Origin of the sequence: Actinospineispora spinosispora DSM 44797, assembly GCF_000429025.1 — a bacterium.
Classification (GTDB): domain Bacteria; phylum Actinomycetota; class Actinomycetes; order Mycobacteriales; family Pseudonocardiaceae; genus Pseudonocardia; species Pseudonocardia spinosispora.
The window spans coordinates 246,823-268,461 of record NZ_AUBB01000006.1 but is presented as its reverse complement, the minus strand read 5'-3'; the positions used below and the strand labels follow the sequence as shown (position 1 = coordinate 268,461).

The 21,639-nt window shown below is 69.7% G+C and carries 20 protein-coding genes and 1 tRNA gene; 9 read left to right on the top strand and 12 right to left on the bottom strand.

Annotated elements, in window-relative coordinates:
* Positions 1-10: 10 nt before the first annotated feature.
* Entirely contained in the window at positions 11-967 is a 957-nt protein-coding gene (locus G406_RS0101365) for an AraC-like ligand-binding domain-containing protein (RefSeq protein ID WP_028932385.1), read from the bottom strand.
* A gap of 134 nt (positions 968-1,101) precedes the next feature.
* Here G406_RS0101365 and G406_RS0101360 point away from each other — a divergent pair, with 134 nt between their 5' ends.
* Positions 1,102-2,136: a carbon-nitrogen hydrolase family protein gene (locus G406_RS0101360; RefSeq protein WP_028932384.1), complete on the top strand. Its 1,035-nt coding sequence runs from the start codon at positions 1,102-1,104 to the stop codon at positions 2,134-2,136.
* An 82-nt stretch (positions 2,137-2,218) separates the two neighbouring features.
* Here the strand turns inward: G406_RS0101360 and G406_RS53525 are convergent, their stop codons facing one another.
* Positions 2,219-3,031 (bottom strand): hypothetical protein, encoded by an 813-nt coding sequence (locus tag G406_RS53525; protein WP_051341288.1) that lies wholly within the window; start codon positions 3,029-3,031, stop codon positions 2,219-2,221.
* Positions 3,032-3,157: 126 nt separating this feature from the next.
* Entirely contained in the window at positions 3,158-3,820 is a 663-nt protein-coding gene (locus G406_RS0101350) for a FadR/GntR family transcriptional regulator (protein WP_028932383.1), read from the bottom strand.
* Between the two features lie 148 nt (positions 3,821-3,968).
* On the opposite strand from G406_RS0101350, the gene G406_RS0101345 reads away from it, so the two are divergent.
* Genes G406_RS0101345 through G406_RS44015 form a run of 3 tightly spaced genes read left to right on the top strand, consistent with a single transcriptional unit; the run spans position 3,969 to position 6,920 of the window.
* A complete protein-coding gene (locus G406_RS0101345; RefSeq protein ID WP_028932382.1) occupies positions 3,969-4,850 on the top strand; it encodes a fumarylacetoacetate hydrolase family protein in 882 nt (293 codons plus the stop codon).
* Between the two features lie 30 nt (positions 4,851-4,880).
* A complete protein-coding gene (locus G406_RS0101340; RefSeq protein ID WP_028932381.1) occupies positions 4,881-5,642 on the top strand; it encodes an alpha/beta fold hydrolase in 762 nt (253 codons plus the stop codon).
* 36 nt (positions 5,643-5,678) lie between these two features.
* The gene (locus tag G406_RS44015; protein WP_037074615.1) at positions 5,679-6,920 is read left to right on the top strand and encodes a metal-dependent hydrolase family protein; all 1,242 of its coding nucleotides are present in this window, start codon (positions 5,679-5,681) and stop codon (positions 6,918-6,920) included.
* A gap of 56 nt (positions 6,921-6,976) precedes the next feature.
* Here the strand turns inward: G406_RS44015 and G406_RS0101330 are convergent, their stop codons facing one another.
* From G406_RS0101330 to G406_RS44010, 3 genes are read right to left on the bottom strand one after another with little or no spacing between them, the layout of a single operon-like run.
* Positions 6,977-8,041, bottom strand: a complete 1,065-nt coding sequence (locus G406_RS0101330) for an alanine racemase (protein WP_028932380.1) — start codon at positions 8,039-8,041, stop codon at positions 6,977-6,979.
* A gap of 34 nt (positions 8,042-8,075) precedes the next feature.
* The gene (locus G406_RS0101325) at positions 8,076-9,647 is read right to left on the bottom strand and encodes an N-acyl-D-amino-acid deacylase family protein (protein ID WP_028932379.1); all 1,572 of its coding nucleotides are present in this window, start codon (positions 9,645-9,647) and stop codon (positions 8,076-8,078) included.
* Between the two features lie 5 nt (positions 9,648-9,652).
* Positions 9,653-10,990 carry an MFS transporter gene (locus G406_RS44010; RefSeq protein WP_051341485.1) on the bottom strand — a complete coding sequence of 446 codons (1,338 nt, stop codon included), beginning with the start codon at positions 10,988-10,990 and terminating at the stop codon, positions 9,653-9,655.
* 142 nt (positions 10,991-11,132) lie between these two features.
* On the opposite strand from G406_RS44010, the gene G406_RS44005 reads away from it, so the two are divergent.
* Positions 11,133-12,164, top strand: a complete 1,032-nt coding sequence (locus tag G406_RS44005) for an Lrp/AsnC family transcriptional regulator (protein WP_245606970.1) — start codon at positions 11,133-11,135, stop codon at positions 12,162-12,164.
* 22 nt (positions 12,165-12,186) lie between these two features.
* Here G406_RS44005 and G406_RS0101310 read toward each other — a convergent pair.
* A tRNA-Gly gene (locus G406_RS0101310) sits at positions 12,187-12,259 on the bottom strand.
* Between the two features lie 195 nt (positions 12,260-12,454).
* On the opposite strand from G406_RS0101310, the gene G406_RS0101305 reads away from it, so the two are divergent.
* Entirely contained in the window at positions 12,455-14,452 is a 1,998-nt protein-coding gene (locus tag G406_RS0101305) for an OPT family oligopeptide transporter (RefSeq protein WP_028932378.1), read from the top strand.
* On the opposite strand, the gene G406_RS0101300 is transcribed toward G406_RS0101305, so the two are convergent.
* Positions 14,431-15,099: a TetR/AcrR family transcriptional regulator gene (locus G406_RS0101300; RefSeq protein WP_028932377.1), complete on the bottom strand. Its 669-nt coding sequence runs from the start codon at positions 15,097-15,099 to the stop codon at positions 14,431-14,433. The genes G406_RS0101305 and G406_RS0101300 overlap by 22 nt on opposite strands.
* A gap of 84 nt (positions 15,100-15,183) precedes the next feature.
* Between G406_RS0101300 and G406_RS0101295 the strand changes: the two genes are divergently transcribed.
* Both G406_RS0101295 and G406_RS0101290 read left to right on the top strand, forming a co-directional pair.
* On the top strand, positions 15,184-16,014 hold the full coding sequence (locus tag G406_RS0101295) for a phytanoyl-CoA dioxygenase family protein (RefSeq protein WP_028932376.1): 831 nt from the start codon (positions 15,184-15,186) through the stop codon (positions 16,012-16,014).
* Between the two features lie 12 nt (positions 16,015-16,026).
* Complete coding sequence (locus G406_RS0101290; protein ID WP_028932375.1) at positions 16,027-16,452, top strand: RidA family protein; 426 nt, start codon at positions 16,027-16,029, stop codon at positions 16,450-16,452.
* 124 nt (positions 16,453-16,576) lie between these two features.
* Here G406_RS0101290 and G406_RS0101285 read toward each other — a convergent pair whose 3' ends face one another.
* Together G406_RS0101285 and G406_RS0101280 are read right to left on the bottom strand one after the other, a co-directional pair.
* Positions 16,577-17,317 (bottom strand): SDR family NAD(P)-dependent oxidoreductase, encoded by a 741-nt coding sequence (locus G406_RS0101285; protein ID WP_028932374.1) that lies wholly within the window; start codon positions 17,315-17,317, stop codon positions 16,577-16,579.
* A 27-nt stretch (positions 17,318-17,344) separates the two neighbouring features.
* Positions 17,345-18,790 carry an MFS transporter gene (locus G406_RS0101280; protein ID WP_051341480.1) on the bottom strand — a complete coding sequence of 482 codons (1,446 nt, stop codon included), beginning with the start codon at positions 18,788-18,790 and terminating at the stop codon, positions 17,345-17,347.
* Positions 18,791-18,842: 52 nt separating this feature from the next.
* On the opposite strand from G406_RS0101280, the gene G406_RS0101275 reads away from it, so the two are divergent.
* Complete coding sequence (locus G406_RS0101275) at positions 18,843-19,580, top strand: TetR/AcrR family transcriptional regulator (protein ID WP_028932372.1); 738 nt, start codon at positions 18,843-18,845, stop codon at positions 19,578-19,580.
* Between the two features lie 170 nt (positions 19,581-19,750).
* Here the strand turns inward: G406_RS0101275 and G406_RS44000 are convergent, their stop codons facing one another.
* Both G406_RS44000 and G406_RS0101265 read right to left on the bottom strand, forming a co-directional pair.
* A complete protein-coding gene (locus G406_RS44000; RefSeq protein WP_037074607.1) occupies positions 19,751-20,626 on the bottom strand; it encodes an SDR family NAD(P)-dependent oxidoreductase in 876 nt (291 codons plus the stop codon).
* A complete protein-coding gene (locus G406_RS0101265; RefSeq protein WP_028932371.1) occupies positions 20,623-21,606 on the bottom strand; it encodes an alpha/beta fold hydrolase in 984 nt (327 codons plus the stop codon). The genes G406_RS44000 and G406_RS0101265 overlap by 4 nt, the downstream gene beginning before the upstream one ends.
* Positions 21,607-21,639: the final 33 nt, after the last annotated feature.

Below are 21,639 nucleotides of genomic sequence, written 5' to 3'. Positions count from 1 at the left end.
GTCCGCCAGCTTAGGTGCCCGGGCGGAATGACGCGCGCAGTTCGCGGGGTGAACAGCCGAAGCGCGCGCGGAACGCGCGGCTGAAGTGCGAGGCGTCGACGAAACCCCAGGAGAACGCCAGCTCGGTGAGCGTGCGGTTGCGGTGCATCGGATCGCACAGGTCCGCGCGTACGTTGTCCAGCCGCTGCGACCAGATCCACTCCGAGATCGTGTACGGCTCCGTGCTGAACGCCCGGTGCAGCGTGCTCACCGAGGTGTGCAGCTCGGCGGCCAGCTCGGCCACGGTCAGACCCGGATCACGCAGCCGAGCGCGCGCGTGGGCCTTGACCTGCTCGCGTCGCGCGGCCGGTTCCGGCTGCGGCGCGGGGGAGTCGTTCAGCGCGCTGAGCCCGGCGACGACGATGTGCTCGACGCTCTGCGCCACCGCGGCCGCCGACGCGGGCTCCAGTTCGTCGACCGTGTCGGCCAGGGTGGTGATCATCTCGATCATGAGGTGGCCGGCGCCCCGGGAACCGGGGATTCCGCGTGCGGTCAGTCCCTCGGCGCCGCGCAGCTCCGAGCGCAGCGGCGGTCCGGGCAGCATCAGGACGAACTGCTGGAACCGGTCCGGGAAGCGCAGCTCGTACGGGCGGGTGCTGTCGTAGAGAGCGAAGTCCCCGGGGCTCAGAACGGCCTGCCGCCCGTCCTGGCTCAGGATCCCGACACCCTGGATCTGGATGCTGACCAGGAAGTAGTCCTCGGCGGAGCGAGTGATCAACGACGGCGTGCGACGGACGCGCTGGGCGTCGGAGGTGACCCGGGACAGCTCGAGGCTGGCGAGCGAGTCGATCCGGATCTCGCCGGTGAAGTCAGGACCGTGGGACGGCGCCGCGCAGTCGAGCTGGACATAGGCGTCGCACACCGCGTCCGTCCAGTAGCCGAGCCGGTCGGACGGGTCCACCTCGTCGGTGGTGAGGACCCGTGACATGCGACGACGGTAGTGAGGCCGGCGGCCACCGGCAAGACGGATGCACCGCACAGTCAAGAAACCGACACGTTCAGGCCAGCGCCACGACCCGCGCTGGACGAGGTTCGTGAGCACATAACCACTAGGAGCTTCCCGTGTCGGTCGATCATCCCCGTTTCCGAGCCGCGGCGGTACAGGCCGCCCCCGTGTTCCTCGACCTCGACGCCGGTGTCGACCGGGCGATCGAGCTGATCGCCGAGGCGGCGGCGAACGGGGCGAAGCTGGTCGGCTTCCCGGAGACCTGGTTGCCCGGGTACCCGTGGTTCATCTGGCTGGACTCACCGGCCTGGGGACTGCAGTTCTTCCAGCGCTACCACGACAACTCCCTGGTCTACGGCTCGCCGAGCGCGAAACGGCTGGCAGCGGCGGCGGCCGAACACGAGATCACCGTCGTGATGGGGTTGTCCGAGCGGCAGGCGGGCAGTCTCTACATCGCACAGTGGATCATCGGCCCGGACGGTGAGACGGTCGCCCGCAGGCGCAAACTCAAGCCGACCCACGTCGAGCGCACGGTCTTCGGCGAAGGTGACGGCAGCGACCTGTCGGTGTACGACACACCGCTGGGCAGGCTCGGCGGGCTCTGCTGCTGGGAGCACCTGCAGCCGCTGTCGAAGTACGCGATGTACGCGCAGGACGAGCAGGTGCACGTGGGTGCCTGGCCGAGCTTCTCCCTGTACCGGGGTGCCGCCTACGCCCTCGGAGCGGAGGTCAACACCGCCGCGAGCCGCGTCTACGCCGTCGAGGGCCAGTGTTTTGTGCTCGCGCCGTGCGCGACGGTGTCGCCCGAGATGATCGATCTGATGTGCACCGACGACGCCAAACGTTCCCTGCTGCTGCCGGGCGGCGGCTACGCGCGCATCTTCGCGCCGGACGGTCAGCTCATGCACGAACCACTGCCCGAGGACGCCGAGGGCCTGGTCTACGCGGACCTCGACCTGGGCATGATCTCCCTGGCGAAGGCGGCCGCCGACCCCAGCGGCCACTACTCCCGCCCCGACGTCACCCGCCTGCTCCTGAACAAGACCCCGGGCGACCGCGTGGTCGCGTTCACCACCCCCGGCGTCGACCCGGACGCCACCCTGGACACCCCGTCCCTCCTCCGCACCGACCCAGCCCTTCCACACCCCTAAACCCCTGTTCCCCGGGCACGAATGTGGCTTTAGGGACGTTCAACGTCCCTAAAGCCACATTCGTGACATCGGGTAGGGGTGATCAGGGGGTGATCGTGAAGGCTGCCGGGCCGCCGTTGAGGGGTCCCAGGCGGGCCATCACCTCGTACGTTCCTGGGCCTGCCTGGTCGCGGGCGCCGGTGCACGTCGGTTGGGAGAGCAGGCCGGCCCAGGCCAGCGACGAGGTCACCGCCTTACCGGGGTGCAGGGTCTGCATACCGGCTCCCGGCGGTTTGATGCAGTCGCGGTCGGACCAGACGCGCGTGCCGTCCGATTTCGTCACGACGAGCTCACGCAGCGCGGGCGCCAGGTCACGGCTGCACGGGGCCGCGCTGACGTTGACGATCAGCCACCGGAAGGTCGGGCGTTCGCCGACCTTGTAGCTCGGTTTGTCCACCCGCGCGCTGACGAGCAGATCCTGGTCCGTGCAGGTCGGCGTTGCACCGGCCGGCGCCGGACCCCTGGTGGCCGCCGGGGCGGCGTTCGGGGGAGTGCTCGGGGCGGCCGCGTCCGGTCGTGGACTGTTGAGTGGCGCGGCCCGGGGGAGTCTCGGGTTCGGGGTCGGGACCAGGGGAGGGACACCGGCCCCCGCCGCGGGAGGGTTCGGCGGGATGGTCGGCTGGACCGAGGGCGTCGCCGGTGCCGCGGGAGCCGTGGGCGAGTGGACCCGGCCGACCGGTTCGACGCCGGGGATCGGCGGTTGGGTGGTCGGCGCGGGCGGAGCAGGTTCGGCGAGCGCCACGGGCGCGGGACGGCCGACGGTCATGACGTTCGGACCGGACAGGGGACCGAGGGTGATCATCAGACCGCCGAGCACCGCACCGCCGACTGCGATCGCACCGCGGATCCAGCGCATGCGCGCACGCGAAGAAGCCCCACCTGTCACACAAACAACAGTGACATCATGTGCCGCGCATGGCGGTCAACGACTCGCGGATCGTGATCGCACAAGAGTGTGACATCGCGATGGATGCGGGACGGCTCAGTGCCGTCCGAGCAGGTTGTCGCTCACGTTGCGTAGATGAGTGAGCATCGCGGCCCGCGCCCCGTCCGGGTCACGATCGCCGAGCGCCTCGACGATGTCGGTGTGCTCGGCGTGGTAGCAACGCCGCCGCTCGGGCGTCGACGTGCGGCGCTTCAGGCTGCCCCACACCGGGAGCGCCCGGGCCGTGTTCATGACGTCGAACAGGTTCAGCAGCAACCCGTTGTGCGCGGCGCCGGCGATCGCGCGGTGCAGCCGGGCGTCCCAGGCCTCGAAGCCTTCGAAGTCGTCGGTCTTCCCGCCGGCGACCAGGCACTGCTGAATCCGCTCCAGGTCGGCCTGGGTCGCCACCCGGGCGGCGATCGCGGCCACCGACGGTTCCAGCGCCAGCCGTACCTGCATGATCTCGGCGGGACTCGTGTCCGAGGGCGCTCCGTCGCTCGGCCCGGTGATCACCTCGGTGCGGAAGGTGCCTCGACCGACCTCGCGCACGACGAGCCCCTCGGCCTCCAGTGCGTCGAGCGCGCGACGGATCGCGCTGCGCGGAGCCGACAGTCGTTCGACGAGGTCGCGCTCGGTCGGCAGTTTCGAACCGGGGCCGAGTGTGCCGTCCCGCGCGCCGTCGTCGAGGAGCGCGCGCAGCGACCTTTCGACGGGTATCACGCCGCTGACTGTACCTGGGTAGACCAATCAAGACCAATCCGTCGCGCGGCTCGATTGCTGCAAATCGGGTATCGACGGGCGGCATGGACACGCGTAGGGTTCGCTATTGGCGCATATTGGTGACTATTGGTTCAGATTGGTTTCATCGATGAAACTGGTGACGTTCCGCAACGGTCCCGACGAGCGGGTCGGAGTCGTCGACACCGACCGGGATGAGGTCCGCGACGTGACGGACCTGCTTCCCGACGGTGCCGGGCTACTCGGCCTCGTCGAGGGCTGGGACGCGCTGCGACCGACCGAACGACAGCTCGCGGACCGTCCGGTGCTCCGGCTCGACGAGGTCAGGCTGCTGGCTCCGATCCCGGTGCCCAGGCGCAACATCTTCTGCGTCGGGAAGAACTACCGGCAGCACGTCGTCGAGTTCGGCCGCAGCGGCTACGACAGCCCGGACCGCTCCGAGGCGATGCCCGAGCACCCGGTCGTGTTCTCCAAGGCGACCACCGCAGTGACCGGGCCGTACGACGACATCGATCCGCACCACGGCGTCACCGCCGAGCTGGACTACGAGGCCGAGCTGGGCGTGATCATCGGTCGCCCTGGCCGCTCGATCAGTCGCGAGCAGGCCTTCGAGCACGTGTGGGGCTACACGATCATCGACGACTTCACCGCACGCGACCTGCAGCGCAGTCACAAGCAGTGGCTGCTGGGCAAGTCGCTGGACACCCACTGCCCGATGGGCCCGTACGCGGTCAGCGCCGACGAGATCACCGACGTCACCTCGCTGCAGGTGGAGAGCCACGTCAACGGGGAGCGGCGACAGTCCGCACCGGTCAAGGACCTGATCTTCGACATCCCGGAGCTGATCGCCACGATCTCCTCGGGCATCACGCTGCTGCCCGGCGACCTGATCGCCACCGGCACCCCCGCGGGCGTCGGCATCGGGTTCGACCCGCCGAGGTTCATGGTCAGCGGTGACGTCATCGAGGTGTCGATCACCGGGCTCGGTGCTCAGCGCAACCGCATCGCCTGACAGACGACCGATCCGACGCAGAGGAGAGATATGCAGGTCAACGGCAAGGAACTGGCGGTCGAGGTCGACGGGGACGGTCCCGCCGTGCTGTTCGTGCACGGTCTCGGCGGCACGTCGAACTTCTACCAGGTGCAGGCCGACGCGCTCGCCGACCGGTGCCAGGTGATCCGGGTGGACTCGGCGGGCGCCGGGCGGTCCCCGGTAGCCGAGGGGATCAGCGTCTCCGCGCACGCCGACGACCTCGTCGGGGTGCTCGACGCACTCGGTGTCGAGTCCGCCGCGGTGGTCGGGCACTCGATGGGCACCCTGGTGGTACGTGAGCTCGCCGCCCGCCACCCGGACCGGGTCCGCTCGCTCGCCCTGCTGGGCGCGGTCCGTGAGCCGGCCGAGGCCGGACGGCAGGCGCAGCGCGACCGGGCAGCGACCCTGCGTGACAAGGGCACCGCCGCGGTGGCGCCGGGCGTCGTGGCGAACGCGCTGTCCGAGACCACCCGCTCGGAGCGACCCGAGGTCGCGGCCTTCGTCCGGGAGCTGGTGATGCGTCAGGACCCGGAGGGCTACGCGCGCAACTGCGAAGCACTCGCGGGCGCCAGCGATCCCGGGCCGGTCGCATCGAGCCTTCCGTTGCTGCTGATCACCGGCGACGACGACAAGGTCGGGCCGCCCGAGGCCAGCCAGGAGCTGGCCGACGCGCACGGCGGCGCGACCGTCGAGATCCTGCCCGGCGTCGGGCACTGGACCGCGCTCGAAGCCGCGGGCCCGGTCACCGACCTCCTGCTCAAGTTCATCTGACCCCTTCTCGAGCTTCTCAACGAAGAGGAGACCGTCGTGCCCGTCCCGTCCACCAAGACCCTGTTCCGCAATGTGAGCATCCTCGACTCCACCGGCGCGCTGCCCTACCCGGGAGACGTGCTGGTGGACAACGACCGGATCGCCTCGGTCGGCACCGTCGACCCCGACAGCGCGCGAGGCGCCCGGGTGATCGAGGGGCGCGGCCGGACGCTGATGTCCGGCCTGTGCGACGCCCACACCCACTTCTCCTGGAACAACAGCGCCGACCTCGACGGTCTGGGCACGATGCCGGTGGAGGAGCACCTGCTGTTCTGCCTCGAGTCGGCCCGCACCTACATCGAGTCCGGGTACACGATGTGCCTCGGGGCGGCTTCGGCCAAGGAGCGTCTCGACGTCGTCTGCCGGGACGCGATCAACGCGGGCCGGTTCCCGGGGCCGCGCTACCTCGCCAACGGCCCGGAGATCGCCGTGACCGGTGGCGCACTGATCAAGTCGATCACCAAGTTCGCCGACGGTCCCGAAGGCATGCGCAAGGCGGTCCGCGAGCTGATCGATCTGGGTGTCGACCAGATCAAGCTGTCGATGACCGGCGAGGAGATCACCGGGACCCAGCGCGCCGAGGACACCTACTTCTCCGACGAGGAGGTGCACGCGGCCGTCACCGAGGCGCACCGGAGGGGCAAGCGGGTGTGCGCTCATGCGCGCAGCGCGGAGAGCGTCAAGATGTGTGTCCGCAACGGGCTCGACATCGTCTACCACGCGAGCTTCACCGACGCCGAGGGCTTCGACATGCTCGAAGAGGCGAAGGACTGGGTGTTCGTCGCGCCGGGGATCAACTGGCTCGTCGCCACGCTGTACGAAGCGGAGGCGTTCGGGTTCCCGCAGGCCGCGGCCGAGGCGGTGGGCTACAAGAAGGAGCTGGACCAGGCGATCAAGGGGCTCAAGGAGATGCACCGGCGCGGGGTGCGCATCCTGCCCGGCGGCGACTACGGGTTCGCCTGGACACCGCACGGCACCTATGCGCGGGACCTGGAGCACTTCGTCCAGCTGCTCGACTTCACGCCGATGGAGGCGATCCTGTCGGCGACCGCCCTGGGCGGCGAGATCATGTTGCGCCCGGACGAGCTGGGCAAGGTCCAGCCCGGGTACCTCGCCGACCTGTTGCTGGTCGACGGCGATCCGCTGGCTGACATCACGGTCCTGCAGAAACACGACAAGCTCGACTACATCATGAAGGACGGCCAGTTCTTCAAGGAGCAGGCCGAGCCCGCTGTCTGACCAACCCGTGAGTGCCGCGGCCGCCTACGGGCGGCCGCGGCGCTCACGGGGTCCGCTCAGCTGTTGCGGCCTCGGGCGTCCACCGGCCAGGTGGTGACCGAGGCGCCGTCGAGAACGACCAGTTCGTCGACGAGATTGACCGCGCTGCACACATGATTGGGTACGACGCGCAGCACGTCTCCGAGCCCGGGCAGTCGCGCGCCCGCCATGTCGGCGACGGCGTGATGCTCGGACAGGTGCACGATGCGCGCCTCGGGATGGTCGAGCAGGCGACCGTGGCCGGTGGAGAAGGCCGCGCGGTCCGGGCCGAGGATCTTGCTCCCGGTGTCGAGCACGACCCGGCCCCCCGCGTGGCTGACGACCGTGCCGTACGCGATGAGCGCGATGTCCTCCTTGCGGCAGCTGCCGAGCTCCCATTGCTGCGCGTCGCCGAACACGTACACGCCGGGCCGGATCTCGGTCAGGACCTCGGTGACGGTGAACCCGGCGCTCGGTGTGGCGCCGCCGCTGATGACCGTGGGGTTCACCCCGGTGTCACGCAGCCGGTTCGCCGCGCTCAGCAGCGCCTCGCCCTCCTGCGCGGCCGCGGTCGCCCTGTTCTCCGGTGCGTAGGAATGGCCGGGGAAGGTGAACACTCCCGCGACGGTCATGCCGTGCCGATGCGCGGCGAGGGCGACCTCCGCCACGTCACCGGGCGCGGTCCCGGACCGGTGGTGCCCGCTGTCGACCTCCAGCACCACCTCGATCCCGGACCCGGTGAGCTGTTGCGCCGCCTGGGAGACCCCGGTGGCCGAGTCGGCTCCGATACGGACCCGGGCGGTACGGGACAGCTCACGCAGGCGGGCGGCGCGTGGCGCGTCGACCCAGAGTGGATAGGCGATGAACACGTCGTCGATCCCGGCACCCACGAACACTTCCGCCTCGCCGATCGTCGCGACCGTGATGCCGACGGCGCCGGCAGCCAGCTGCCGGCGCGCGATCTCGATGCTCTTGTGCGTCTTGACGTGCGGCCGCAGCACGAGACCGGTGTCCGCTGCTTGCGCGGCCATCCGCTTGATGTTCCGGTCGAGGATCTGGGTGTCGATCGCCAGGAACGGGGTGGACCGGGCGGCTGCTGTCATGAGGGCTGAGTCTCCTTCGGCTCCGGACACTGGGTCAGGGTGCCAACCGTCGTCCGGCTCGGACACCGGTCGCGGCGCCGTGCTCGAACCCGATCGTTCCGTTCACCAGCACGAGCTCGATCCCGGTGGACAACTGGATCGGGTCGACGAAGGTGGCACGGTCCATGACGGTATCGGGGTCGAACAGAACAAGATCGGCGACCGCGCCTTCCGCGAGAATCCCGCGATCGGTCATCCCGAAGGCCGCCGCCGGGCGAGAGGTCATGGCGGCGATCGCGGCGGGCAGCGTCATCAGGTTCTTCTTCCGCACGTAGTCGCCGAGCACGCGGGTGAACGTCCCATAGAGTCGAGGGTGCGGCTTGCCCCCGGTGCCCGGCGGCAGGCCGTCGGAACCGATCACCGCACGCGGGTGGGTCATGGCGGCCTCGATGTCGGAGTCGGACAGCGCGAACACACACATGGAGGCCACGAGCTCGTTCTCGACGAGCAGCTCGACCAACGCCTCGAACGGTGTGCGGCCCCGCAGCCGGGCGACCGCGTCGAGCGTCAGTCCCTCGTGCTCGTGGTTGCCGGTCGAGGCGATCAGGATGTTGTGCCACCCCGCCCCGCCGACCCAGTTGTCCCAGCTCCCGTCGTTGCGTTCCAGCTCATCGGCGGCGCGGCGCAGCGCGGCGGGATCGTGCAGCCGACGCAGCACGCCGGCGTTCCCGCCCTCCTGGAACCACGGCGGGAGGCAGCTGGTCAGCATCGTGCTGGTCGCGTCGTACGGGTAGACGTCGTGATGCACCGTCACCCCCCGCGCGTGCGCCGCGTCGAGCCGTTCCAGCGCGTCCGGCACACCTCCCCAGGCGGCCCGGCCCATGGCCTTGAGGTGTGAGACCTGCAGCCGGCAACCGGCGCGCTCGGCGACAGCTACCGCTTCGTCGATGCTCTCGGCGAGGTGTAGCCCCTCCCCGCGCATGTGGGTCGCGTACACCCGGCCCGGTGGCAGGTCACCGGCGAGCGCGGCCAGCTCGTCGACGTCGGCGAACATGCCGGGTGGGTAGATCAGCCCCGAGGACAGCCCGAACGCACCGGCGGCCACCGCGTCGGCCAGACCCGCACGCATCGCACCCAGCTCCGCGCCGGTCGGGTGGCGTGCATCGAGGCCCATCGCGGCGATCCGCAGCGTGTGATGACCGACCAGCGCGGCGGTGTTGACGGTGTAGCCGGCGGCGTCGGTACGCGCGGTGAACTCGTCGGTCGTGTGCCAGTCGAAGGGCAGCGGTGGGAACAGCCTGCCGACCAGGTCACGCAGCTCGTCGCGGCGTTCCGGGTGGCACGGGGCGAGGCTGTATCCGCAGTTGCCGATGACCTCGGTCGTGACGCCCTGGCTGATCTTGCTGACGTCGGCCTCGTCGAGGAACGGGGCCGAGTCGGCGTGGGAATGGGCGTCCACGAAACCCGGTGCGACGACCAGCCCACCCGCGTCGATCGTCCGGTCGACGTCTGGGCGGAGCCGGCCGACCGGTCCGACGGCCGCCAGCCGGTCACCGGCGACCAACACGTCACCGGGGTACCCGTCGGTACCGGTTCCGTCGATGATCGTGGCGCCCCTGATCAGCACGGTGTTCAACGCTCGCTCCCGTCGGTCGAGGTGCGTTCCCGCCTGCCCACCGCGACCGGGGCCACCTTCGGCGGATTGACGATGATCAGCAGGACGACCGCGACCGCGACGAGCGCGACCATCACGAGAAGCCCCCATTCGGTGCTGCCGGTGTTCTGCCGGACGTACCCGATGAGCGTCGGGCTGACGAACCCGCCGAGCAGCCCGATGCTGTTGATCACCGCGATCGCCCCGGCCGCCGCGGTCCCCCGGAACAGCGACGACGGGATCGCCCAGAACACGGTGTACGAGCAGTAGATCGCCGCCGTGCCGATCGTCAACGCGGCGAACGAGACCAGGAAGTGGTCGTTGGTGAGGGCCGCGACGGCGAGCGCGGCCGCGCCGACCGCCGCGGGGATCGAGCAGTGCCACCGGCGTTCGCCCGTGCGGTCCGACCGTCGTCCGATCAGGAACATCGCGGCGAACGTCACCACGTAGGGCACCGAGGACAACAGGCCGATCTCGACCAGGTCGGTGACGCCGTTGTCCCGCAGGATCGTCGGCAGCCAGAAGCTCATCGCGTACGCCCCGCCGAGCAGGCTGAACATCGACACCGCGAGCAGGTAGACCTTCGGCATGCGCAGCACGTCGCCCATCCGGGACGCGACGGTTCCGTGCTCGTTCGCCAGATCCTCGGCGACGGCGGCCTTCTCGGCGTCGCTGAGCCAGGACGCCTCCGACGGCCGGTTCACGATCATGCGCCAGGTCACCGCGGCCAGCGCGACGCAGGGCAGCCCGGTCAGCACGAACATCCACTGCCAACCGTGCAGCCCGGCGACACCCTCGAACGTCGTGATGAGCCAGGTCGCCAGCGGGCCGCCGAAGATCGACGCCACCGGGATCGCCAGCATGACCGTCCCCATGACACCGGCCATGCGCGACGGCGGGAACCACAGCCCGAGGAAGAAGATCATCCCGGGCGCGAACCCGGCCTCGAACACGCCGAGCAGGAACCGCAGCACGTACAGGCTCGTCGGCCCCTGCGCCAGTGCGAGACCGGCCGCGACCAGGCCCCACAGCACCAGGATGCGGGTGAACGTCGACCGTGCGCCGATCTTCGTCAGCAGCAGGTTGCTCGGCAGCTCGAACAGCACGTAGCCGATGAAGAAGATCCCGGCGGCGAAACCGTACGCGGCGTCCCCGATGTTCAGGTCCCGCTCGAGACCGAACTTGGCGAAGCCGATGTTGACCCGGTCGAGGTAGGCGAACATATAGCAGATCACCAGCAGCGGCACGATCCGCCGGGTGATCTTGCGGTAGAGCACGTTCCGGTCCACCTGCGCGGTCGACGCTGAACTGGCCATGAGGGCGCTCCGGTCCGAGGTGGGCTGGTTGCGGGAATGATTCATCGCCACCGGGCCATGAGAGCCAGGCTGAAGTAAATCAACACACTGCTGCGCACGTACGATCGATTCGTACAGGTTGACGTCCATCTAGGAGCGTTTCGTGCAGCTGCTGACCGAGACGGACCTGGAGCTCGTCGACGCGGTGCAGATCAACCCGCGTGCCAGCTGGGCGACGATCGGCGCGACGCTGGGCATCTCGGCGGTGACCGCGGCCAGGCGATGGAACGCGATGGTCGAGGCCGGCGTCGCGTGGAGCAGCTCGACGGTGGGCATCGACCGGGTCCGGGGGGCGGTCGTCGAGCTGGACTGCCGTCCGGGCACGACGGAGGCCGTCGCGGCGGCGTTGAGCGAGCAGCCGGATGTGTTGACCGTCGGGTGGACGACGGGGGAGTTCAGCCTGTACGCGCTGACCGTGGCGGCGTCGGTCGAAGCCCTCACCGGGACACTGCTCGGGACGTTCGCCGATCTCGACGTGCGCCGCCAGTGTTCACACGTCTACTGGCGGGTCTTCGGTGGCGCGCAGTGGCGGCTCAGCGTGTTGAACCCGAGCCAGACCCAGCAGGTCCGGGAGTCCCCGGTCGCGCCGCTGCGCCGCTCAGCGGTAGACGACGATGATCGCCGGTTGTTCCTCGCGCTCGCCCACGATGCGCGACGGTCCTACGCCGGTCTCGCGGAGGAGCTGGGGACCACCCCGTCCGCGGTGCGCCGCCGGCTCGAACGGATGCGGCGCCGGGGCGAGCTGTCGTTCCGTGCCGACATCGCGCGGCCGCTGGCCGGGTGGCACCTGGCGGCGCTGCTGTGGCTCGTCGTCCCGGATGCGGACCTGGACGCGATCGGCCGGGTCCTGGGGGGATGGACGGAGACGCGGTTCTGCGCCGCCGTCCACTCGCGGACCAACCTGGTCCTGGTGGTGAGCCTGCGGACGGTCGACCACCTCGAGGAGATCATCGAGCGGCTGAACCGGGTCCAGCCGGACGTGACCGTGGCAGACCGCCGGATCGTGTTGCGTCCGATCAAGGTGCACGGCCGGATCCTCGACGAGGGCGGCCGCAGCCACCGCGTCGTGCCGCTGGATCCGTGGGCCGGGCAGAACGCGAAAAAAGCCTGGCCAGAATCTCGCCGCGAGAGTTGACCAGGCCTGAAAAGAGTCTCTGAGCGGACGACGGGATTCGAACCCGCGACCCTCACCTTGGCAAGGTGATGCGCTACCAACTGCGCTACGTCCGCATGTCACGTGCTGATGAAGTGGCTTCATCGGGTGGAGCAACTGAAGAAGAGACTACACGGGGCCGAACACCGTCTGACGCGGGGGCCCTGGGACTTGCGCAACCAATCGGACCAATCGTTACGTGAAGATGCAATATCGCGGCTTATCCTGATCCGAATTCGTGCCAGGGTGTCCGATAGTTCGAGGGGGGAAACGTGGCCGAGACCAGCACCACCACGCTGCGCGAGCTGACGGTCCGGGGTGTGGTTCTGGGTGGCGTGATCACCCTCGTGTTCACCGCCGCGAACGTCTATCTCGGGCTGAAGGTCGGCCTGACCTTCGCTACCGCCATCCCGGCCGCGGTCATCTCGATGGCGCTCCTGCGCTACTTCAAGGGTCATTCGATCCAGGAGAACAACATCGTCCAGACGATCGCGTCGGCGGCGGGGACGCTGTCCGCGATCATCTTCGTGCTGCCCGGTCTGATCATGGTCGGTTGGTGGCAGGGCTTCCCGTACTGGACGACGGTCGCGGTCTGCGTCATCGGCGGCACGCTCGGCGTCATGTACTCGGTGCCGCTACGCAGGGCCCTGGTGACCGGCTCCGACCTGCCGTTCCCGGAGGGCGTCGCGGCCGCCGAGGTGCTCAAGGTAGGTGACGGCTCCTCCGGGGGTGCCGAGGAGAACGCGAAGGGGCTGCGCTCCCTCGTCGTCGGCTCGGTGACGGCCGCGGTGTTCTCGCTGCTGGCTGCCCTGAAGGTGCTCAGCAGTGAGCTGTCGGTGGCGTTCCGGCTCGGTGCCGGCGGCTCCAGCATCGGGGCCAGCCTGTCCTTCGCGCTGATCGGCGTCGGACACCTGGTCGGTCTGAGCGTCGGAACCGCGATGTTCATCGGACTGCTGATCTCCAACGGGGTGCTGCTCCCGGCGCTGACCTGGGGCATGCTGCCGGCGGGCGCGGACGTCGCCGACGTGGTGAGCAGCACGTTCGGCTCCGAGGTCCGGTTCGTGGGTGCGGGTGCCATGGCGGTCGCCGCGGTCTGGACGCTGCTGAAGATGCTCGCTCCCATCGCGCGCGGCATCCGGGGTGCCGCTGCCTCGACCAAGGCTCGCCGCGGCGGTGAGACGGTTCCGCTCACCGAACGCGATCTGCCGATCACCATCGTCGCCGGTGTCAGTGTGCTCGCCCTGATCCCCATCGCACTGCTGCTGTTCGGCTTCACCAGCGGTACGCCCCTGGCCGGGAGCATGGGCGGCACGATCGCGCTCAGCGTGGTGTACGTGATCGTCGCGGGGGCGGTGATCGCGGCCGTCTGCGGGTACATGGCCGGCCTGATCGGTACGTCGAACAGCCCGATCTCCGGGGTAGGCATCCTCGCGGTGATCGGCGTCGCCGGTGTCGCGATGCTCGTGCACGGCAACGACGATCCGGCCAAGACCCCCGCGCTGATCGCCTACGCGTTGTTCACCACCGCGATCGTGTTCGGCATCGCGACGATCTCCAACGACAACCTGCAGGACCTCAAGACCGGCCAGCTCGTCGGTGCCACTCCGTGGCGGCAGCAGGTCGCGCTGGTGATCGGCGTGGTCTTCGGCTCCCTGGTGATCGCACCGGTGCTCGACCTGCTGAACACCGCGTTCGGTTTCCAGGGCGCTCCGGGCGCCGGTGAGAACGCGCTGCCCGCGCCGCAGGCGACGCTGATCTCGGCGCTCGCCAAGGGGGTCTTCGGCGGGAACCTCAACTGGGGCCTGATCGGGCTGGGCGCCGCGATCGGCGTGGTCGTGGTCGTCATCGACGAGGTGCTGCGCCGGGCGGGCAAGCTCCGCCTCCCGCCGCTGGCCGTCGGCATGGGCATGTACCTGCCGATGTCGCTGATCCTGCCGCTCACGATCGGCGCCGCGCTCGGCCGGGTGTACGAGCGCTGGGCCGAGCGGCGCGGTGGCGACGTCGGGTTCAAGAAGCGGCTCGGCGGTCTGATGGCCACCGGGCTGATCGTCGGCGAGAGCCTGTTCGGGGTCGTGTACGCCGGCATCGTGGCGGGTTCCGGCTCGGACGCGCCGTTGGCCGTGGTGGGTTCGGGCTTCAAGGGCTGGGCGATGGCGATCGGCGTCGTCGTGTTCGCGGCGACGATCGTCGTGCTGTACCGGGCGACCCGGCGATCGGCCGAGGAGCGGCCCCGGGCGACGTCGGAGGGTCAAGCCTCGTCGGGACGGTGAGCCGTCGCCGGTGGTGAGATCAGCGCGACGGTGGCGTCGAGGAGTGTGCGGACGCGGTCGGGCGTGAACCGCTGGGGCTCGAGCGGGTACAGCATCATCCACCCGTCGGCCATGGCGCTGAGCTGGTCGGCGAGGATGTCCGCCGGAATGTCGGCGCGGATGCTGCCCTCCGCCTGGCCCGTCTCCAGGATCGATGTGTACAGCCGGCGGAAGTGGGCGTAGCGCCGCTCGATGACGGCGGCGAGGGCGGGCTCGGTGCGCGCGTGGGCGAGTAGCTGGCACATCACGGGCCAGAACTCGGGATCACCGGTCGTCCGTAGTAGCCATGCCTCGGTTTGGGCCCTGACGTCGCTCTGGGGGCGGACCGCCACGAGCATCGCGTCGTAGCTGTCGAACCAGCTCTCGAGCAACGCGGTGACCAGCTCTTCCTTGTTCGCGAAGTAGTACGTCACGGCTCCGGTGGTGTAGCCGGCACGCCGGGCGACGTTGCGCAGTGAGGCGTTGGCGTAACCCTCCTGGGCGATCGCCGCCGCCGCCGCCTCGAGCAGGGCGGCGCGCTTGGCGGCATGGTCACCGGTCGGTCTGCCGCGCCGCGCGGCCGGTCCGGAGCCGTCCTCTTCGCCTTGCCGAACCGCGCTCTTGGTCACCTCTTGATTCTGCCACAGATTTAACATAACGTCTGTTGTGGAAAATGTGAAACCGTATGTGACCTGCGACGAAGGAGGAATCTCATGCACGAGTCAGTGCGGGACGCGTTCCGGAACGACGGCGCCGTCCTGATCGAGGACTGCCTCACCGACACACAGCTGGCGCAGTGCCGGGAGGTGTACGACTGGACGGTCCAGAACCCCGGCCCGAACGCGTCGGGGATGTTCCACGGGACCGAGAAGCAGTCGCACGTCGACAACGCCAACCCGCTGGTCAAGGACCGGCTCGACGCGCTGATGCCGTCGCTGCCCTTCGGCCGGCTGTTCGCCGAGCTGTGGGGTTCCGACCACGTCTGGTACTTCGCCGAGGAGGTGTTCCTCAAGGCGGGCGGTCGCGGCGGTCGCAGCAGCTGGCACCAGGACACCGCGTACCTGCCGTGGGCCGGTGAGCACTGGGCCAACGCGTGGATCAGTTTCCAGCCGGTGCCCAAGCCGAACTCGCTGGAGATCGTCCGTGGCTCACACCGGGGCATCCAGTACGACGGGACCACGTTCGCCGATCCCGACGACCCCACCGACCCCCTCCACGGCGGCGACGTGCTGCCGCGCCTGCCGAACATCGACGCCGAGCTCGCGGCGGACCCCGACGCCTACGACCTGGTCTCCTGGGCGACCACCCCGGGTGACGTCGTCGCGCTGCACCCACGGTCGCTGCACGGCGGTGCCGGTGTCGATGCCGCCTGCCCCGACCGCCACACCCTGGTCCTGCGGTTCTTCGGCGATGACGCGACGTTCCGTGCCCTTCCCGATGTGAACAGGGACTTCGCCAGAAACGGCGTCCTGTTCGTCGAGGAGATGGCGAAGCTGAACCCGGGTGATCCGTTCCGCTCGCCGGTCTTCCGCCGGCTCGTCTGACCGGGGCGAGAGATGAGTGCATCCGAGACCAGACGCCGGCTGATCAACCCGCCGGACACTCGGGCTGTGTACGACACCCTGCACTTCTCGCAGGCGACCCGGGTCGGTGACCTGATCTGGGTCTCCGGCCAGGTGGGCGTCGAGCTCGCCACGATGACGGCCGTCGAGGGAATGGACGCCCAGGCGCGTCTCGCGTTCGACCATGTGAGGGCCGTTCTCGACACGGCTGGGGCGACTCTCGCCGACATCGTCGAGCTGACGACGTTCCACACCGACCTTCGCGGCGACATCGAGGTGTTCAGCCGGGTCAAGGACGAGTACCTCCCCGACCGGTACCCGTCGTGGACCGCGGTCGGCGTCACCCAGCTCGCCCTCCCCGAGCTGCTGGTGGAGATCCGCGTCGTCGCCCATGCGGGTAGTGGGCGCGGTGAGGCGTGAGATGACCACGGGCGGGGTCACCTCATGGGTCCCGTCCATACCGTCTCGCAGAGCCTCGTGTTGTGTCGCAGACGTTGCAGTGTCTGCGACACAACGTGACGCTCTGCGAAGTCGGGCCAGTGGGTCAGGGCGCCGCTGAGGCGACTGGCCGTCCGTCCTTGAAGAGCCCGCCGGTGGGTCCACCGGCGGGCAGTGTGGCGGCCCAGACGACGCCTCGGGCGCTCTCGGCCGAGGGGCGGGCGGTGTCCTCGTCACCTCGTTCGGGGTGGCTCGCGGTCTCGCCGGGGTCGACCGAGTTGATCAGGATCGAGGTGTCGGCGAGTGCGGGCGCGAGCAGCGACGTCAGCACGGTCATCGTGTACTTGGCCAGCGAGTAGCCGGGCGCGCGCAGGAATCCGTCGGCACGGTGGACGCCGATCTGGAGTGCGGCTTCGCTGGAGACGTTCACGATGCGGGCGGCGGGGGCCTGCCTGAGCAGGGGGAGCAGCGCCTGGATGAGCCGCCAAGGTCCGAGCACGTCGACCTCGAAAGCGGTGCGGGTCTCGGTCAGGTCGGCGTCGAGGGGCGAGAGGACGTGCGAGTCGGGCCAGGAGCTGGCGTTGTTGACCAGCACGTCGAGCCGGTCGGTCCGGCCGGCCACGCGGGCGGCGGCGTCGTCGATGCCTGCCGGGTCGCTCAGGTCCAGCCGGAGCGCGGAGGCGGTGTGGCCCGCCCGGCACAGCTCGGCGGCCCGCTCCTGCGCCCGGTGTTCGTCCCGTGCGGTCAGGATGACGTGGAAGCCCTGTTCGGCGAGCTGGCCGGCGGTGGCGCATCCGATGCCGAGCGGGCGCCCGGCTCCGGTGATGAGCGCGGTACCGGTGGTCATGGTCGAGACTCCTTCGAAGGTGGCGGATCAGTGGCCGGCGTGCTGGGCGTGTTCGGGAAGCAGCCTGACCAGGAAGACGGTGACGAGGTAGAGCCCGGCGGCCAGTCCGAGGACGAGCTGGGTGGCCGCGACGTACGCCGTGAGACCGCCCGCTCCGGCCGTGGCGAAGAAGACGGTGCCGAGTGCGGCGAAGCCGATCGCGTTGGCGAACTGCTGGACGGCGTTGAGTAGACCCGAGCCGACGCCGACCTCGTCGCTGGAGGCATCGCCGAGGATGTAGTCGAAGATCGGGATGAAGACCAGCCCGGAGCCCAAGCCGATGAGCAGTAGTGATGGCGTGCACGACCAGAGGGTGAGCGCACCCTGGTCGTGGGCAACGGTCCACCACAGGCCGAGTAGCCCGGCGGCGCCGATCACCAGTCCGATCTGCACGGTGGCCCGTCCGAACCTGTCGGTCAGGACCGCGCCGGCCAGTCCCATGCCGACGGCCGTGCCGAGTGCCCACGGAATCAGCGCGAGGCCCGTGCGCAGCGGCGTCCAGTGCAGCCCGAGCTGCAACAGCAGGTTGAAGGCCAGCTGGAACGCGGTGAACGACGCGAACACGGCCCCGGTGATGAGCAGCCCGACGACGAAGCCTCGGCGGCGCAACAGGGTCGGCGGGATCACCGGATGGCGACCGCGGCGCTCGGAGACCACGAACAGCGCGAGTGCCGCCACGGCGCCGACGAGCATCAGGTGGGTCCACAACGGCCAGCCCTGCTCACGTCCCTGCACGAGGGGAACGATGAGCATCAGCGAGGCGACGGTGATCAGCCCGATCCCGGCCGGATCGATCCGCATGTGAGGGTCCTCCCCGGCCCGGTGAGGCAGCACGAGACAGGCGAGGATCGCCGCTACGACGCCGATCGGCACGTTGATCAGGAAGATGGCCCGCCACTGGCTGCCGAACAGGTTCAGGTGCAGCAGCCAGCCGGCGAGGATCGGCCCGGCGACGGTGACCGCGCCCATCACCGGGCCGATCGGGATGAGTGCGCGGCGCAGATGCTCCGCCGGGAACACGACCGTGACCAGCGCAAGGCCCTGGGGGATCATCACCGAGCCGGTCAGCCCCTGCAGCGCCCGAGCGGTGATCAGCCAGCCGACACCGGGCGCGAGCCCACAGGCCAGCGAGGCGAGGGTGAAACCGACCATGCCGCCGAGGAACAACCGCCGCCTGCCGAGGATGTCGCCGAGCCGCCCGGAGGCGACCAGGCCGATGGCGAAGGTCGTCGTGTAGGCGGCCAGCACCCACTGCAGGGTCGACTCCGCACCGCCCACGTCCGCGCGGATCGAGGGACCGGCGAGATTGGCGATGGTGGTGTCGAGCACGTCCATCACGTCGGCGATGAACACGACACCCAGCACCGCCCAGGCGCGGGACAGGTTCACCGGGGCCAGGGCGACCACGTCCGACGGTGCGCGACTTGATGACATGAACACTGTTTATAGATGCGAACACTGTTAAGGTCAAGCTAGTGTGTCGTTCGTGAACCCACGAGAGAGACGTGCCGCCCGGCACCTGCCGCCCGAGGTCGAGGCGACGGACGGCGGCCCGGTGGCGAAGCGGACGCGCCGCGGCAGGGCGCCGATCACCGTCGACCAGGTCGTCGACACCGCGCTCCGGCTCGTCGCCACCGAGGGCTACGACGCGCTGACCATGCGCCGCGTCGCCGCGGCCCTCGACGCCAGCCCCGCGTCGCTGTACGTCCACGTGGTCAACAAGGCCGACCTCGACGAGCTGCTCATCGGCAGGCTCTGCGCCCAGATCGTCCTGCCCGATCCCGACCCCGCCCGCTGGCGGGACCAGATCCGGGACGTGTGTGCCCAGCTGCGTGAGCTGTACCTGCGGTATCCCGGCATCTCCCGGGCGGCGATGGCCATGGCGCCCACCAATCTCGAGATGATGCGGGTCGGCGAGGGGATGCTGGCGATCGTGCTGGCCGGTGGGGTGGAGCCCAGGGTCGCGGCCTGGACGACGGACGCCATGGCGCTGTACGTCAACGCCTACTGCCTGGAGGCCTCGATCGTCCGGGCCCGGTCGGCGGACGGCGACGAGTGGGTCCTCAGCCGTGAGGAGATGATCAGCCGGATGCGTGCGCTGCCGCCCGACACCTTCCCGCACACCCGCCGCCACGCCGAGGAGCTGACCGAGGGCGAGGGCCACGACCGTTTCGACTTCACGCTGAGCCTGATGATCGAGAACCTGGGCAGCACGACCGCCTGAGCTGATCAGCCCAGCCGGCCGCCCCACACCGCGCACCCAACGTCCACACCGCGCACCCAACGTCCACACCGCGCACCCAACGTCCACACCGCGCACCTGACGTCGACACCGCGCCCTGTGCACACCGCGCGGTGTGGACGTGAGGTGCGCGGTGTCGAGGGAAGCGGAGACTAGTCCGGACTGCTTTCGCCCGCGCGGAACTCCGCGTAGGTCGGGGTGTGCTCGGGGAACTCGGAGGGCGGGCCCAGCCAGGCGCGGTGCGAGTTCGGGTGTGACCCGTCGGTGTCGGTGACGCCGTACCGCGCACCGAGCTCGGCTCCCCACACGGTCCGGCCGTTGTGTTCCGCTCGGTGTGGATCATTCGCCAGGGCATCCACGACGCGGCCGGTGAACTCCGACGACTCGAACGGAGGAAGCACGGACCCGGCCAGCCGACGCTCCAGCTCCGGGGTGATGCGTTCGGTGCGCAGGACCCCCATCCAGATCGACAGTGTGGTGACGCCGTGCGGGTGCAGCTCCCGTCCCATGTCGCAGGCCAGCTTGTCGGTTCCGGCTTTGCCCGCGCCGTACGACGGGCCGTGCAGGCCCGGCAGATGGACTCGGGCGCCGGGTGCGGAGGTGAACACCAGCAGTCCGCCGGCCGCGATCAGCAGTGGCGCGGCGTAGTGCGCGGCCACGTAGTGCGATCGCAGTCCGACCTCCAGCGGTTTCAGCTCCTCCGCGAGCGGGCGCTCCCAGAAACCCTGGCCGGGGCGAGGCGGGCTCGCCGGCAGTGCGGTGGCGTTGCTGACCAGAACGTCCAGCCGCCCGTGCTCCCGGCGGACCCGCTCGAACACCGCGGCGACCTGCTCGTCGTCGGCGTGGTCGCACACGATCGGAACGCCGGTGCCGCCGCGCCCGCCGATCTCGTCCGCCGTCGTGGTCAGGCCGGCCTCGGTGCGACCGGTGACGTAGACCGTGCCTCCGGCCGCTCCGAGGGCGAGCGCGATTCCTCTGCCGGCGCCGCGCGACGCACCGGTCACCACGACGACACGGGCTTCGTTCATCCCGAGCTCCTCTCGGTCATGTCCCGCAAGAACTCGAGGAACGCCGTGTTCACCACGTCCGGCTGTTCCATGCTGATCACATGTCCGGCCGAGGGCACGATGCGCACGTCCCGGACGTCGGCGTGATGGTCGGACATCATCGCCATCGGGTTCGCCCCGTGCCAGTGGGCGAGGTCCACGTCCCGGTCCGAGCCGAGGAAGTAGAAGGGCACCCGGGTGCGTTGCTCGGTCCGGTCCCGCCGGTACCGCCAGTTCAGGTCCAGTGCGAGGTACCAGCGGATGCCGCCACCGAACCCCGAGCGGGCGTAGTCGTCGACGTAGGTCTGCAGCTCCCGTTCGCTCAGCCAGGACCAGGGCAGTGGGGGTGGCTCGGGTAGTGCCGCGCGGTAGGTCGTGCCCGGTGGAAGCCGCCACATCTCGGTGAAGTCGACCTCGCCGGACAGCGCGTGGAAGATTTTGGCGAGCATCTCCCTCGGGTGCGCGTCCATGTCGGCGACGGCCGCCTCCGGTTCATCCACGAAGTAGGAGACGTGGTTGAACCGTGTCCGCCCACGTCTCCGCTCGACGTCGAGCGGAGGCACGTCCGAGGCGGTCTGGAACGGATTCTGCAACCCGATGAGCCCCCGGACCCGCTTCGGCTGATCCAGCGCGAGGTCGTAGGCCGCGAACATGCCGAAGTCGAGCCCGGAACACACCGCCTCGTCCACGCCGAGATGGTCGAGCAGAGCGCACAGGTCCGCGGTGATCCGGTCCGCCCGGTACTCCTCGACCGGCTCCGGGCCGCTGGTCTGCCCCATTCCGCGCAGGTCGGGCGCGACCACTCGGTAACCGGCTTCCGCGAGTGGCCCGATCTGGTGCCGCCAGCTGAACCAGGTGTGCGGAAAGCCGTGCAGCAGCAGGACCGTGGGCCCGTGCCCCTGCTCGACGTAATGCACGTCGAGCCCGTTCAGCCGCGCACGGTGGTGCGTCCACTCAGCCATAACGAGACTGTAGAACACGTTCCAGTTAGCTGG